Annotated in this window: 11 protein-coding genes; 6 read left to right on the top strand and 5 right to left on the bottom strand. The window is 39.8% G+C overall.

Annotation, left to right across the window (positions count from 1 at the left end; translation table 11 throughout):
• The first annotated feature begins 17 nt into the window (after window positions 1-17).
• From NQ185_RS07990 to NQ185_RS08000, 3 genes are read left to right on the top strand one after another with little or no spacing between them, the layout of a single operon-like run.
• Window positions 18-2345: a xanthine dehydrogenase family protein molybdopterin-binding subunit gene (locus NQ185_RS07990; RefSeq protein ID WP_257581299.1), complete on the top strand. Its 2328-nt coding sequence runs from the start codon at window positions 18-20 to the stop codon at window positions 2343-2345.
• Window positions 2342-3178 carry an FAD binding domain-containing protein gene (locus NQ185_RS07995; protein ID WP_257581119.1) on the top strand — a complete coding sequence of 279 codons (837 nt, stop codon included), beginning with the start codon at window positions 2342-2344 and terminating at the stop codon, window positions 3176-3178. The genes NQ185_RS07990 and NQ185_RS07995 overlap by 4 nt, the downstream gene beginning before the upstream one ends.
• The gene (locus tag NQ185_RS08000; protein WP_257581300.1) at window positions 3178-3666 is read left to right on the top strand and encodes a (2Fe-2S)-binding protein; all 489 of its coding nucleotides are present in this window, start codon (window positions 3178-3180) and stop codon (window positions 3664-3666) included. The genes NQ185_RS07995 and NQ185_RS08000 overlap by 1 nt, the downstream gene beginning before the upstream one ends.
• Before the next feature lie 70 nt (window positions 3667-3736).
• On the opposite strand, the gene NQ185_RS08005 is transcribed toward NQ185_RS08000, so the two are convergent.
• The 5 genes from NQ185_RS08005 to NQ185_RS08025 form a co-directional block, all read right to left on the bottom strand.
• Window positions 3737-4111 (bottom strand): hypothetical protein, encoded by a 375-nt coding sequence (locus NQ185_RS08005; RefSeq protein ID WP_257581120.1) that lies wholly within the window; start codon window positions 4109-4111, stop codon window positions 3737-3739.
• Between the two features lie 44 nt (window positions 4112-4155).
• Complete coding sequence (locus NQ185_RS08010; protein WP_257581121.1) at window positions 4156-4620, bottom strand: (2Fe-2S)-binding protein; 465 nt, start codon at window positions 4618-4620, stop codon at window positions 4156-4158.
• Window position 4621: 1 nt separating this feature from the next.
• Entirely contained in the window at window positions 4622-5458 is an 837-nt protein-coding gene (locus tag NQ185_RS08015; RefSeq protein ID WP_257581122.1) for an FAD binding domain-containing protein, read from the bottom strand.
• On the bottom strand, window positions 5455-7788 hold the full coding sequence (locus NQ185_RS08020; RefSeq protein WP_257581123.1) for a xanthine dehydrogenase family protein molybdopterin-binding subunit: 2334 nt from the start codon (window positions 7786-7788) through the stop codon (window positions 5455-5457). Before NQ185_RS08020 ends, NQ185_RS08015 begins: the two co-directional genes overlap by 4 nt.
• Before the next feature lie 129 nt (window positions 7789-7917).
• Window positions 7918-9375 (bottom strand): carbon starvation CstA family protein, encoded by a 1458-nt coding sequence (locus NQ185_RS08025; protein ID WP_257581124.1) that lies wholly within the window; start codon window positions 9373-9375, stop codon window positions 7918-7920.
• A 220-nt stretch (window positions 9376-9595) separates the two neighbouring features.
• Here NQ185_RS08025 and NQ185_RS08030 point away from each other — a divergent pair, with 220 nt between their 5' ends.
• From NQ185_RS08030 to NQ185_RS08040, 3 genes are read left to right on the top strand one after another with little or no spacing between them, the layout of a single operon-like run.
• Window positions 9596-10546: an ABC transporter permease gene (locus NQ185_RS08030; RefSeq protein WP_257581125.1), complete on the top strand. Its 951-nt coding sequence runs from the start codon at window positions 9596-9598 to the stop codon at window positions 10544-10546.
• A complete protein-coding gene (locus NQ185_RS08035) occupies window positions 10539-11489 on the top strand; it encodes an iron chelate uptake ABC transporter family permease subunit (protein WP_257581126.1) in 951 nt (316 codons plus the stop codon). The genes NQ185_RS08030 and NQ185_RS08035 overlap by 8 nt, the downstream gene beginning before the upstream one ends.
• Entirely contained in the window at window positions 11486-12247 is a 762-nt protein-coding gene (locus NQ185_RS08040) for an iron ABC transporter ATP-binding protein (protein WP_257581127.1), read from the top strand. Before NQ185_RS08035 ends, NQ185_RS08040 begins: the two co-directional genes overlap by 4 nt.
• The last annotated feature ends 278 nt before the right edge of the window (window positions 12248-12525 follow it).

Here is a 12525-nt window from a genome sequence, read left to right on the forward strand (position 1 = left end):
AGGGCTGACGAATGCATATGAATATCGGCAAGGCAGTGCAACGAATTGATGCGGTTGAAAAAGCAGCGGGGACAGTTCGATATTTAGGGGACTATTCAATGCCGGGGCTTTTACATGCGAAGCTTGTAACGAGTACACATGCACATGCCAAAATTATTTCAATAGATACAAAAGAGGCCTGGAAGGTTCCGGGTGTTCGTGCTATAGTGACTGGTAAAGTTTTTCCATTTCATATCGGACCTATTTTAGCTGATCGTCCTCCATTGGCGTTTGAAAAAGTCCGCTATCATGGCGAACCATTAGCCATTGTCGTTGCGGATCAAGAATATCAAGCAAAACAGGCGGCTGGAAAGGTGAAAATAGAGTATGAACCGCTTCCTGTTGTGAACTCAGTCCAACAAGCATTTCAAAAGGACTCGCCGCTTGTCCATGAAAACTCAGGCCAATATCAGAAAATAATAAGCAATGTGTACCCGGTGCAAGGGACGAATATAGGCAGCCATATAAAAATTAGGAAAGGCGACTTTATTTCCGCATGGGATAGTTGTGACGTGAAAATTACTAAAAACTTTTCATTCAATCTTTCTGACCATGCAGCACTTGAAACACGGGGTGCAAGGGTTGAAATCAACCCAGCAGGCAAAGTGATCGTCCATTCAACAACACAATCGCCTTATACTATTAAAAAAGTATTGAATCAATTTTTCAATATTGAAGTGGGAAACATTATAGTTCATGCGCCAATGGTTGGTGGTGCATTTGGCGGGAAAGGGACTGTCCAGCTTGAACCCCTTGCTTATCTTGCATCTAAATCGGTCGGAGGCAAGCTTGTAAAGTTGGACTATGAAAGGGAAGAAGATATGATCACTGCTCCTTGTCATATCGGCTTTGATGCAACAGTAAAGCTTGGAGCCACTCAAGATGGGATGCTTGTGGCAGGTCAATATACATACTTGATTGATTCAGGCGCCTATACAGACCAAGCGGCAGGGATCACGAGAGCTGCAGCGCTTGATTGTACAGGTCCTTATCATATACCAAATGTTTGGTGTGATTCCTATTGTATGTACACAAATCATCCATTTGGGACTTCGTATAGAGGATATGGCCATCCTGAACTCACTTTTGCGGTTGAACGAACGATGGACATGCTAGCAAGAGAACTAAATATTTGTCCGATTCAGCTAAGAAAGCAAAATACAATAAAACCAGGCCACACATCTCCTACTCAAGCAGTTATAACTGCCGATAACATTGGTGATGCTGAAAAATGCATCGACCGCGCGAAAGAATTAATTGAATGGGATAAAGGAGAGCGAATTGAAACGGAATCGGGGAAGATTCGAGCAAAGGGTATCTCTTCATTTTGGAAAACATCAACGACCGCAACCAATGCTCAATCGGCAGTCATTTTAACATTTGAGGCAGATGGAAGCGTGAATTTAAATTGTGCTGCAATTGAACTCGGTCAAGGAACTAAGACGATACTTGCACAAATTCTTGCGGAAAAACTAGGAACGGAAATCGATAAAGTTCATGTGACGATGGAGCTTAATACACAATATGATCCACATCAGTGGCGTACAGTGGCAAGCAGTACAACCTTCCTTGCTGGAAGGGCTGTCATATCTGCCGCGGACCATGCCATCGCTCAATTAAAAAAAACAGCTTCTATTGCTATGCAATGTTCTATAGAGGATCTGGATGTAGGTGGGGGAAGAGTTTATTTGAAGCCAAATCCGGAGTACGGGGTCAATATTAAAGATATAGCATTAGGATATACGTACCCGAATGGTCATGCTATTGAAGGTCAGGTCATTGGAACTGGAAAGCATATTCAAAGAAGATTGACGCCAATGGATAAGGAAACAGGCTTTGGAAAACCGGGTCCATGGTGGTCTGTAGGTGCACAAGCAGTGGAGGTGGAGTGGAGTAAAAATGACTATACGTATAAAGTGTTAAAAGCAGTTACGGTTTTGGACGGTGGGACGATTATTAATCCAGCTACAGCTGCTCAACAAATGAGGGGCGGAATGTATTTAGGCCTTAGTTTTGCGAGTAGTGAAGGATATATTTTTGATGGTCAAGGACTTGTCCAAAATCCTCAATTACGAACATACCAAATGTTGCGGTTTGGCGAACAGCCTGCTGAATATATAGTTGATTTTATCGAAACACCTTCTGCTGATGGTCCGTTTGGAGCCCGTGGAATTGGAGAATATGGAGTCATAGGTATGGCAGGTGCTCTCGCGAATAGTCTTTCAGCAGCTGCAGAAGTGGAACTGTCACAGTTACCTCTCCATCCGGAATATATTTGGAAAGTAAAGAAGGAGCATGCTACATGATTCCATTCGACTTTGACTATTACAAACCGTCAACTGTTGAAGAGGCACTTCAAATATTTGAAACGGTCAGCGGAAAAAATAAAAAGGTTATTTATTATTCCGGGGGAACAGAATTTATTACATTTGCCCGCACTCAAACAATATATGCGGACGCTGTCATTGATATAAAAGGCATACCCGATTGCCATGTATTGGAGCAAAAGGATGATCAATTGATTATTGGATCCTCTGTTACACTGAACATGATTTCCGATTCGAATATTTTTCCGTTATTAGGTGAAAAAGTGAAGGGTATCGCAGACCACACGTCGAGAAACAAAATTACCATTGGTGGAAATATGAATAGTCATCTCATTTATAAGGAAGGTATACTTCCACTTTTATTATCCGATGCGAATGTAAAAATTGCCGGGAAAAATGGGGAAGAGGTACAGCCATTAAATGATATTTTTAATATGAACTTCCAATTGGAAAAAGAACAATTTCTTGTGCAAATATATATTGATACATCATATACGGATCTACCATTCTTTACGTTAAAAAAGACAAAGTTTTCACAAGTAGGCTATCCAGTTGTATCGTTGGCTGCTATGGTGAAGGATCATCGAATTCGGGCAGCCTTTAGTGGAGTTTGTGAATATCCATTTCGTTCTGAAGAAATCGAGATGTTATTGAATGATTCATCTCTTTCCGAAGCTGATAAAGTTGAGCAAGCCATTAACAAGCTTCCTAGTCCAATTATTGGTGATATTCAAGCATCGGCCGAGTATCGTGAATTTGTTTTTAGAAATGCCCTGATAGAAACTTTGGAAACATTGGAGTTGAAAAAATGATGGAAGGAACATCGAAAGCAATCGCCCAACTTCATATTAATGGAGAAATTCGCGACACGGTCATTCGTTCAGGGGATACATTATTACATACACTGCGAAATGAACTTGGTTTAAGCGGGGCAAAGCGGGCTTGTGAAAATGGAGATTGTGGAGCATGCACCGTTTTAGTAAACGACGAACCAATGCATTCCTGTCTTACCTTATCAATCGAGAATACTGACAAAATGATTACAACCATCGAAGGCCTAATAGATTCACCAATCCAAAAAGCCTTTGTCGAAAACTGGGCCATCCAATGTGGATTCTGCACACCTGGTTTCATCATGAATTGCCAAGGACTTATCAACAACCATCCCGACCCTGACGACGCCACCATAGAAGAATGGATGCAATCCAACCTTTGCAGATGCACAGGCTACGCAGAAATCAAAGCCGCCATAAAAGCAGCAATACAAGAAAGCAAAAAACAAAATGGAAAAGTTATTTAAGAATTGTTTGAGAATTGTTTGAGAATTGTTTGAGTGCCAGGCACTCAAACAATTTCCAAACAATTTACATTCATCCTTTTTTAAAGCTATTGTTTCCGCTGTTTAGGGATTGGATGAGTTGCAGGGTTTGGGCTGCTTGTTCGATTTGTTGTTGAACTTGTTGGAGTTGTTGTTGTTCGGCGGTTGTTGATTGTGTTGCGGCTAGTCCTTGCATTTGGTTTAGCTGGCCGGTAGCTTGTTGAAGTTGCTGCTGTGCTTGTTGTAGGGACTGCATATCGACCATGGATGAATTTTGTTGGATTGTTTGCTCTGCTTGCTGCATTGCTTGGAGGGCTTGTTTCTTTTGTTTTTGGAACTGCTGCTCCATTTGTACTTGATTTTGCATAGTTTCCTGCTGTTGTTGCTGTATTTGCTGCTCTTTGTAGCTTTGATCTTGGTTATTCATGCTAGTAAGGCCCCTTTTTGTTTTATTCTATAGTCTTCATACATTTACTGTTTTTTATCCATGTTCAACACAGCTTTTACTGCGTTTCTAATTTCTTGATAGCTTGTGCAACGACATAGGTTGGATTTAAGCCAATAATCAATAACGGCATCGTCCGCATCGGGATGATGGGTAGTCAGAGCTTGGCAATTCAAAATAAAGCCAGGTGTGCAAAAACCGCACTGAAATGCCCAATGATCTATAAAAGCTTGCTGTATTGAAGTATTTTCAAGACCTTCAATTGTTGTAATTTCTTTGTTAAATCCTTCCATAGCTAGCATTAAGCAACTATTTATGGGGATGCCGTCGATTAAGACTGTACATGCCCCACAGTCTCCGTTTTCACACCCTTTTTTTGCTCCTGTCAAACCGCAATATTCCCTTAGTACATGCAGCAATGTGTCGGCATACCGGGCAGAGATTGCCCTTATCTCCCCATTTATATGAAGATCTAACGAGACCTTCGTCATTTTACATTTCTCCCTTCAGATGGAGAATGGTATTTTGAAGTTCATTTGATAAAACAAATTTTCGATACTCAGATGAGGCTAATTGATCATCCAATATGTCGAAAGGAATATTTTTTAAAACAGACCGAATTTTATCGCTTATAGATTGGCTTTCTGTATTTAAAATTTGTTCTATCTTCTCAGAACGAAATGGAAAATAACAAAGGCCGCTGAATGCAATTCTTATTTTTTCATTTATTTTTAAAGCAGCAACTGTAATGATAGGATAATCAACCTTTTCCATTTTCGTTATTTTGGAATGATAAAAAGGTGCTTGAGCATAATGATGATTCAGTTCGAAATGGAGAAGTAAATCCAATTCCAATAAATTAAGCTTTCCATTAAATAGATTATGAATAGATTCTCTTCTATAACCCCCTTCGCCTACAAGGACGCATGAGCTATCTGCCAATAATAAAGGAAGGACAGCTTCTCGATAATGGATTTGTCCACATACATTTCCGCCAATTGTAATTTTATTTTGATTCGTATGATCAGCTATTTCTTGAACGGTTTTTGTTAATAAAGGAAAAATATTCGACTCTGCTACTTTCGTTAATGAAGCCCCCGCTCCAATGATGACTTCGTCCCCTTGTCTAGCAATAGAAGAAATGCCTTCTATATTTTTAATATCAATCACTGAATCAACACTTAAATGACCTTTTCGGGAAAACGTAATTATTTCAGTACCACCGGCAAAATAATATGCTTGCAGGTTGTTTGGCTCAAATCGTTTCATTTCCTTCACACCATCTTCCGCTTTCATCACACTAATATATTGAAAATCTTTAGTAATCATTTGGATTTCAACCTCTCTCTCCAAATCGTTTCCGGAGTGAGGGGCAATATATTCAGCTCTACGTTAGCAGCGTTCGATAAGCAATTGGCTAACGCCGCTGGCATGCCTATGACTCCATATTCTCCTAGCCCTCGTGCTCCGAAAGGTCCTTCATCGCTAGGTGTTTCGATAAAGTGAGTCATAAAAAAAGGATTTTCGCCAAAACGGGTTATTTTATATGAACGAAGATCGGGATTTAAAACCATCCCATCCGAATTAAATACAAAGGTCTCCCTTGTGGCAAAACTCAGTCCCATATGCATGCCGCCCATAATTTGCGTTTGAGCAGCCATCGGGTTAATAATCGTGCCCGCATCAATAACGGAGACGGCCTGTATCATTTCATATCTATTTGTTCGTTTATCAAATTCAACCTCAATTCCTTGTGCACCAACACTCCACCATGGGCCAGGCTTCCCTTTTCCTGTATCGGGGTCCAGTTCCGATAAATGAGGAACGATATAATTCCCTCTCCCAATCACTTGCCCGCCAATGGCATTTCCGTTTGGAAATTTATATCCCATGCTTATGTCCTTTATATCAATGCTTATAGATGGATCTGATCGTAAAAAAATTTTACCAGATCCAACATCGAGGTCTTCAGGAAGAGCACGGAGTACGATAGATGCCGTTTGTTTTAATTGAAAAATAACATCGTCCGCTGCTTCAATTGCAGCTCGCCCTGTCATAAAAGTCGAACTGCTCGCTACAGTTTTCCAATGTTCGGGAACAAAATCTGTATCTAGTTCAAAGGTCACATGTACGTGATCTGGACTCATTTTCAACTTTTCGGCAACCATTTGTGAAATCATTGTTTTTGTTCCTTGACCGAGCTCTACTGCACCTGTTTTTACATTACAGCTGCCATCATGATTAAACGTAATGACCGCCCCTGATCCGGCATCCGTCGGAGTGCTTGAAGTTTTCCAAAAGGCAGAAATACCCTTCATACGAATTTTATCGGACCTTGAATTCTCAGGCGTCGGCGCTTCCCAGTTTAATATTTCCTTTAATTTTTGAAGACAGGCAGCAACATTTCCGATATTGCTTTTCTTTAGTAGGGCTTGAGTGGGAGTTGTATCATTCGGCTTAATAGCATTTAAAATCCGAATTGTAAAAGGATCGGTATTGAGCTTCTTAGCTAAAAGATCCATTGTTCTCTCGATCGCAAAGGTAATTTCAGGATGCCCGAACCCACGGAATGAAGTTGAATAAGGATGATTTGTATACATACAATACGAATCACACCATACATTTGGGATATTGTATGGACCAGTACAAGCAGCCCCAGCAGATTTACTCATGACGATTCCCATATCAGAGTAGGCTCCGCCATCAAATAAGAAGGTTATTTCCATGGCTTGAATATACCCTTGTTTTGTTGCTCCAATTTTAACCTTTGCCTCTAAGCCAATATGGCATGGAGAAGTAATTAAATCTTCCTCGCGGGTATTTCTAATTTTAACCTTTCGTCCACCTATTGCTTTCGAAGCGATAATGGCAATATATTCGAGGTGAATAGCCCCTTTCCCGCCGAACCCACCTCCTACAAAAGGTACCTTTACGTTTATATCTCCTTCATCGATGTCAAAAACACGTCCAATCATTTTTTTCATATAATATGGGCCTTGAGAACATGTCTCCAAAAGAATCTTCCCATTCGGTTTTATCTCGCATGTAGCTGCTCTTGGTTCCATTGCAACATGGTCTGATGGGTTAAAAGCATAGGAGCTTTCAACAATCACATCACATTTTGCGAATGCCGCCTGCACATCTCCTTTTCTAATTTTTGTGTGATTAGCAATATTTGTTCCGGGTACTGGAAAGGCAAATCGGCGTCCAAAATTTTTATAACCTTCAATATTTTCATGAACGAGAGGTGTACTTTTTTTCATTGCTTCAGAAGGGGAGTTAACAACGGGAAGAGGGTTGTAAATGACTTGGATTTTTTCACATGCCTGTAGTGCATGCAGTTCTGTATCAGCGACGGCTATTGCAACTACTTCCCCGTTATACCTTACTTTATCGATTGCAATAGGGGGGCGATCACCTATAATAGGTCCAGTTAAAACGGGAAAATCCTTTCCCGTTATGATGGCCTTCACACCTCTCACCTTCCAGGCTTCCGTAGTATCGATATTTTCAATTTTTGCATGCGCGTATGGACTAGTCACCATACGGATGTGGTATTGATTTGCTGAAACATGATCATCCACGTACTTTGCAAACCCTGTCACTTTTTCCCATCCTTCTTTTCTAGGTAGGCTATATCCAACTGAGTGGACCTTCAAACGATCACTTCCTTACAAATAGTCGTCATATAAAATGTATGAAAGGGAAAGTTTTCATATGTAAAAGAGGACACAAATAGGGGCTGTTGTGTCAAAGCCCCACTAGTGTCCAGTTTGTTAAAAAAGTGTTTAGGACGCTTTGCCCAATCCATCGTCAAGGATAATAGGCTTAATCCCTTTTTCTGCGGCATTGAGTTTTGCTCTAAGTCCCATAAAGAATCCTGCGATAATAATGATTGTTATAATGCTTGCAACAATGTAGGAGATGTTCATTGGCAATTTGAAACCAATCTGTGCATTTAGAATAAACGTAAAGGTTGTCATTGTAATAAAAATGGCAGGAATGGCCGCAATCCAATAGTTTTTCTTTTGCAAAGCGAGATACATGGCGCATACCCATAATGCAATCATGGCTGTAGACTGATTCGCCCAAGCAAAATATCTCCAAAGAATATTAAAATCCATTTGCGTAAGAATGATGGAAATGACAAACATTGGAATGGTAATCCATAGTCGGTTTCCGAATTTCTTTTGGGCTAATCCAATATAATCCGCAATAATCATTCGTGCACTTCTAAAGGCAGTATCTCCTGAAGTGATTGGAAGAACGATAACTCCAAGAACTGCAATTGTTCCAAATACAGCACCGAGTGTTGTAATGGAAACTTCTTTTACAATCCCAGCAGGTCCTACTTCAGCAAGCAATTGGTTCAATGAAGCTCCATCGAAAATAGACATGGCGGCTGCAGCCCATATCATAGCTATAATGGCCTCGGCAATCATCATTCCGTAGAAAATATAACGTCCTTGTGATTCTCTTTGGGTTGTACGCGAAATAATTGGCGACTGTGTTGCATGGAACCCAGATAATGCTCCACAAGCAATTGTTATAAATAGAATTGGGAATACTGGTAGATTATCAGGATGCATATTTGCAAGAGACAACTCGGGAATAGGGTGCCCTTGGAAAATAAGTGCTCCGCCAATTCCAACAGCGCTAATCAATAAGATTAAGCCAAGAATAGGATAGATTCTTCCGATAATTTTATCGATTGGCAGTAAAGTAGCTAAAAGATAGTAAGCGAAAATAATAGCGACCCAGAAACCAACGGACATCCATCCTTTTGTCAAATCACCAAGTAGTTCTGCAGGTGCAGTAACAAATACGGTTCCAACAAGGATGAGCAATAAAATGGAAAATGCGTTAACGACATGTTTGAAGGCTTTTCCAAGAAACATGCCAGCTAGTTCAGGTAAGTGTGCGCCGCGATTCCTTAACGAGATCATCCCGGTCAAATAATCATGGACGGCACCTGCGAATATCGCTCCGAATACAATCCATAGAAATGCGACAGGTCCGTATAATGCCCCCATAATAGGACCAAAAATAGGTCCCACCCCTGCGATATTCAATAATTGAATGAGAGAGTTGCGTTGTTTTCCCATTGGGACATAATCCAATCCATCTGCAAGCGTGTAAGCAGGTGTTTTGCGAGTTTCCTTCATTCCAAAAACTTTTTCAACATACTTTCCATACGTGAAATAACTTACGACTAACAAAATGATTGCAGCAAAAAAAGTGATCATCTAGCAACCTCCTTTTTATTATGAATACGCTTTCATCCTATCATAGGGAATCTACCTTGAATAGAGCAAAAAGTTGGAAGTTGTTCACAATTAGAATGTGATTGATAATGATTATCAGTTATAAGTTGACTTGAAAAACCCTCGTGATATAATAAAATTAATGTATTGATAATGATTTTCAATTAACAATCTATTAGATTGATATTATATGGAGTTTTTTATGAAAACATGGTACTTAATTACCGCATTAATATTTGCAGCAATTCTCTCATTATTTATTGGTGTCAGTAATATAGCTCCTCTTGATCTGCTCGATTTTCAGTCTGAGGAAACGCAAATTTTCCTAATAAGCCGCCTGCCGAGACTAATGGCTGTCATTCTAGCGGGGGCTGGAATGAGTATTGCCGGGCTTATTATGCAACAACTCAGTCGTAATAAATTCGTATCACCGACTACTGCTGGGACTTTAGACGCTACACGGCTCGGAATTCTCGTTTCCATGCTCTTATTTGCAAATGCATCAACCTTGGAAAAAATGGTTGTTGCCTTTGTTTTTGCTCTAGGTGGAACATTGCTTTTTATGCAAATATTGGACCGTATCAAGTTCAAAGATGCCATTTTTATTCCGCTTGTCGGGTTAATGTTTGGGAATATCTTATCCTCGATTACGACGTTCTTTGCATATCGAGCAGATGTAATTCAAAATATGTCTGCTTGGCTGCAAGGGGATTTTTCTATGATTATGAAAGGTCGGTATGAACTCCTGTATATAAGCATTCCTGTACTTTTGATTGCTTATTTGTATGCAAACCGGTTCACGGTAGCGGGAATGGGGGAGGACTTTTCAAAAAATTTAGGCCTTGCTTATAAACGAGTTGTTAATCTTGGTTTGATTCTTGTGGCGCTAATAACAGCTACTGTTGTATTGACGGTCGGGATGATTCCATTCCTCGGCTTGATCATACCAAATATAGTCTCCATTTCTAGGGGCGATCACTTACAAAAAACATTGCCGCATACGGCCCTTTTAGGTGCAACTTTCCTGTTAGTGTGTGATATTTTGGGGCGTGTTCTCATTTATCCATATGAAATTTCCATCAGTTTAATGGTGGGGGTAATCGGAAGCGGTATATTCCTTTATTTACTGTTCCGGAGGAAAGCCTATGCGTAATTCAATAAAAGTCACGATTCTCGCACTGGTCGCTGTGGGGTGTGTGAGCCTTTATTTATTTCATCAATTAAACGGAAGTTTTGACTATGCATTGCCTAGAAGAGGAATAAAGGTACTCGCAATGTTGTTGACGGGGCTTGCTATTTCTTATGCAACCGTCGTATTCCAAACGATAACACATAATCGAATTTTAACTCCAAGTATTATGGGGCTGGATTCCCTTTATTTACTTATTCAAACATTGGCTATTTTCTTCTTAGGTTCTAATCACATCACCATTGTCAATAAGCAGGTCAATTTCATTTTATCCGTCCTTACAATGGTTGTTTTTGCTTTACTGATCTATCAGTTTTTATTTAAAAAAGGTCAGCGTCCCATTTATTTTCTGCTATTAGTTGGAATTATCGTTGGCACCTTTTTTCAAAGTATATCAACCTTTTTGCAAGTATTAATTGATCCAAATGAGTTCCAAATTGTACAAGATCGGATGTTTGCAAGTTTCAATAATGTGAATGGAGATCTTGTTTGGCTCTCATTTCTTGTTATTGGATTAGTGATCGTTATCGGCTGGAGATCCATTCCTTACTTAGATGTATTGTCACTAGGAAGAGAAACAGCGATTAATCTTGGAGTTGCTTACGATAAAATTGTAAAGCAAATGCTTGTTATCTCTGCTATTCTTATTTCTGTTTCCACAGCCCTCGTAGGACCGATTACTTTTTTTGGTTTAATTGTAGCCAACTTATCATATCAATTTTTTAAAACATTCAAACACGGCATATTAATTAGCGGTGCCGCACTTATGAGTGTAATTGCACTAATTGGCGGTCAATGGGTTGTTGAGCGGATATTTACATTCTCAACAACGTTAAGTGTCATTATTAATTTTATCGGTGGAGTGTATTTCATTTATTTATTGCTAAAGGAGAGTCGATCCACATGATACAAGTACGGGGTTTGTCAAAATTGTACGGAAAAAAACATGTCGTGGAAGATGTGACAGTTGATATACAAAGAGGACAAATTACTTCTTTTATTGGGCCAAACGGAGCGGGTAAATCAACTTTACTTTCAATGGTGAGCCGCTTGCTAGATGCAGATACAGGGGAGGTACTTGTCGATAAGACTAATGCACGTGGGATGAAATCTAATGAGTTCTCCAAGAAAGTGTCCATTTTAAAGCAATCCAATTATATGAATGTTCGTTTGACCATTCGCGAGTTAGTGTCTTTTGGGCGTTTTCCTTATTCAAAAGGGAGATTGACTGCAGAGGATAAGAGGAAAGTCGATGAAGCTCTTGAATATATGGCCTTAACGGATATGGAGGATGCTTTTGTTGAAGAATTGTCCGGCGGTCAGCGGCAACGCGCTTTTATCGCAATGGTCATTGCCCAAGATACAGATTATATTTTACTTGATGAACCATTAAATAATCTGGATATGAAGCATTCTGTTCAAATAATGAAAATTTTACGCAGGCTTGTAGATGAGCTCGGGAAAACAGTAGTCATTGTTCTCCATGATATTAATTTTGCTTCAGTATACTCCGATAGAATTGTTGCTTTAAAAAATGGTCGTGTCGTGAAGGATGGACCAACGGACGAAATCATCCAATCCGATTCATTAAGGGAAATCTATGATATGGAAATCCCTATCCAACAATTAAATAACTGCCGAATTTGTGTGTATTTTAATTCTTAACATCCGATCAAGAGATATTTTTCTTGGTCGGTTTTTTTTTGTTTGCGCATGCGCTTTTATATGTCCAGCTCAAGACCTATCGACTAGCAAACTTCCTGTCCTTTTCTCTTGCGTAAGTCAACATCAGGTGAAATTTGAAATGCCAATTTCACTTGCTCGTGCATCGCTGTGTTTCCTATATCGCAAGTCTTAGGGCCTGAAGTTTGTACGTCGATGGACAGGCGCTTCCGCTTTTCTAGTCATTATCAGCCCATTTTGAAAATATGATAGATATGAAT

The sequence above is a fragment of the Lederbergia panacisoli genome, from assembly GCF_024626525.1.
Taxonomy (GTDB): Bacteria; Bacillota; Bacilli; order Bacillales; family Bacillaceae_C; genus Lederbergia; species Lederbergia panacisoli.